Here is a 2,286-nt window from a genome sequence, read left to right as displayed (position 1 = left end):
GCCCGGGCTCGTGGTCTCGCTCGACGTCGCCATCGGCCAGGAGGTCAAGACCGGCGAGCAGGTCGCCATCGTCGAGGCCATGAAGATGCAGAACATCATCCGCGCCGAGCGCGACGGAACCGTCAAGACTGTCGGAGCCGCGGCGGGGGACAGCGTGGCGGCCGACGAAGTCCTCGTGGAGTTCGCGTGAGCCCGGTCTATATTCGCCGCCTCGACCTACGGAACCTTGCGGCATGAACGGCCAGACCGACTGGGGCGCCCTGTTTTTCAACGCCCAGGGGCGCGTCGCGCGCACGCCCTTCCTGGTGGCCGCCGCCGTCCTGCTGGGCCTGGCGGCGCTCTATGAGTCGGTGATTGGGGTAACGGTAACGCTGCATTGGGTGACCGGCTGGTTCGTCTATCCGGCCCTGTTCTATTGCGGGGCCTGCGTGCTCTCCAAACGCCTGCATGACAGGGGCCGCTCGGGCTGGTGGGCGGCGGTGATCCTGTTCGGCACGGTGGCCATCTGGCCGCAGCCGGTGGGATTCTTTGACTTTTTGTTCGGCCTCGTGCTCGTTTGGGCCGCTGTGGAACTCGGGGTGATGGCTGGGGAGGCGGGAACCAACCGCTATGGGCCAAATCCGCTGAGGGCCGCATTGGCCTGATCTCGTCGTGGGGACGACATGTTCAGATTCTTGTTTAACCCGAACGGCCGTCTGCGCCGGGCGATCTACGGCCTGACGGGACTGGTCTATTTCGGCATCCTGAACCTGTTCCTGGGCGCCTATGTCTGGTCGACCTACGCTATGGGCGCGGGATGGTGGATGCGCAGTCTCAGCGGCATGATCCATGAGCCGCAGGCGACCGTGGGCCTGGCCCTGGGAGCCCTGCACTGGTCGATCTTGGGCTTCGCCGCGGTGATGCTGTTCGCGGGCTCCACGGCGGCCTTCCTGGCGCTCTCGAGCCGTAGGCTCCACGACATGGGCCAGACCGGCATGTGGACTCTGCTGGTGTTCCTGCCGGGGGTCGGGGCGCCGCTGCTGTTCGCCGCGCTCTGCGTATTTCCCGGCCAGCCGGGCGAGAATCGCTACGGCTGCGACCCGCGGCGTCCGGTTCCCGCCGCGAAACCCACCGCTAGAGCGGCGCCTCGGCGGGCGTAACCGCGCCGAAAACCTCGATAAAGCTGGCCTTCAGGGCCTCGTCGGCCTCGTCCATGGTCACCGGCAGGCCCAGATCGACCAGGCTGGTCACCCCGTGCTGCGTCTGCCCACAGGGCACGATGCCGTCGAAATGGCCAAGATCGGGTTCGACGTTCAGCGAAATCCCGTGGAACGAGACCCAGCGGCGCAGCTTCACCCCGATCGCGGCGATCTTGTCCTCGCGGGTCGGCAGGCCCGGCGCGCGGCGCTCCACCCAGACCCCGACCCGACCGTCTCGAATTTCGCCCTCGACGTTGAAATGGCCCAGCGCCCCGATGATCCAGGCCTCCAAGCTCGCGACGAATGCGCGCACGTCTCGGCCACGCTTGGTCAGGTCCAGCATCACATAGGCCACCCGCTGGCCGGGCCCATGATAGGTGTACTGGCCGCCCCGGCCGCTCTCGAACACCGGAAACCGGTCGGGTGCCAGCAGGTCGGCGGCCTTGGACGAGACCCCGGCGGTGTAAAGCGGCGGGTGCTCCAGCAGCCAGACCAGTTCCGGCGCCTCCCCAGCCGCTATGGCCGCGGCGCGGGCCTCCATGGCCGCCACGGCCTCGAGATAGCCGACCGGCCCGCGCGACACGGCCCAGCCGGCGGCCAGCCCATCTGGGCGGGCGAAAATCGGGGCGAGGTTTAACACGTGGTCAAGCATGTCGGCTCAATGTGGGGGCAGGTGGGAGCAACGCAAAGCCCGCCCTGTATCTTAGGGTTTCAAAGGTTTTCCGTCTTGAGTCAGGTCAACGCCGTTAATGTCGAGATCTCGGTCCTGCTGGGCCGCTCGACTCTTCCTATGCAGCAGCTCCTGCGCATGGGCCGCGGCGCGGTGATCCCGCTCGACGCCGGGGTGAACGAGGAAGTCTGGATCCTGGCCAACAACCATCCCGTCGCTCGCGGGGAGATTCAGATCAACGACGATCGCATCTCGATCGCCGTCACCCGTGCGGCCAATGTGTACGACTTCATGGCTGGCGGGCAGTAGGGCTTCCCAAAGCGTTGGAGGTTTGCTACCTGCCGCGCCTCACCACGAGCGGTCGTGGCGGAATTGGTAGACGCGCAGCGTTGAGGTCGCTGTGGGGCAACCCGTGGAAGTTCGAGTCTTCTCGACCGC

5 protein-coding genes and 1 tRNA gene are annotated in these 2,286 nt (G+C 66.7%); 5 read left to right on the top strand and 1 reads right to left on the bottom strand.

Annotated features, from left to right (window positions below; all coding sequences use genetic code 11):
- The 3 genes from Q8Q88_RS02045 to Q8Q88_RS02035 all read left to right on the top strand — a co-directional run.
- On the top strand, nucleotides 1-190 hold a 190-nt coding region (locus tag Q8Q88_RS02045; RefSeq protein ID WP_305673532.1), incomplete at its 5' end, for a biotin/lipoyl-containing protein.
- A gap of 43 nt (nucleotides 191-233) precedes the next feature.
- Entirely contained in the window at nucleotides 234-644 is a 411-nt protein-coding gene (locus tag Q8Q88_RS02040; protein WP_254836893.1) for a DUF805 domain-containing protein, read from the top strand.
- Nucleotides 645-662: 18 nt separating this feature from the next.
- Nucleotides 663-1,139 (top strand): DUF805 domain-containing protein, encoded by a 477-nt coding sequence (locus Q8Q88_RS02035; RefSeq protein WP_305673531.1) that lies wholly within the window; start codon nucleotides 663-665, stop codon nucleotides 1,137-1,139.
- On the opposite strand, the gene lipB is transcribed toward Q8Q88_RS02035, so the two are convergent.
- Complete coding sequence (gene lipB, locus Q8Q88_RS02030) at nucleotides 1,114-1,830, bottom strand: lipoyl(octanoyl) transferase LipB (RefSeq protein WP_305673530.1); 717 nt, start codon at nucleotides 1,828-1,830, stop codon at nucleotides 1,114-1,116. The two genes, Q8Q88_RS02035 and lipB, sit on opposite strands and share 26 nt — an antisense overlap.
- 75 nt (nucleotides 1,831-1,905) lie before the next feature.
- On the opposite strand from lipB, the gene Q8Q88_RS02025 reads away from it, so the two are divergent.
- Together Q8Q88_RS02025 and Q8Q88_RS02020 are read left to right on the top strand one after the other, a co-directional pair.
- Nucleotides 1,906-2,157 carry a FliM/FliN family flagellar motor switch protein gene (locus tag Q8Q88_RS02025; RefSeq protein ID WP_254836896.1) on the top strand — a complete coding sequence of 84 codons (252 nt, stop codon included), beginning with the start codon at nucleotides 1,906-1,908 and terminating at the stop codon, nucleotides 2,155-2,157.
- Between the two features lie 48 nt (nucleotides 2,158-2,205).
- Nucleotides 2,206-2,286, top strand: a tRNA-Leu gene (locus Q8Q88_RS02020).

This window comes from Phenylobacterium sp., assembly GCF_030697925.1.
Classification (GTDB): domain Bacteria; phylum Pseudomonadota; class Alphaproteobacteria; order Caulobacterales; family Caulobacteraceae; genus Phenylobacterium.
The sequence above is the reverse complement of the archived record's forward strand: the minus strand, read 5'-3'. Positions and strand labels throughout refer to the sequence as shown.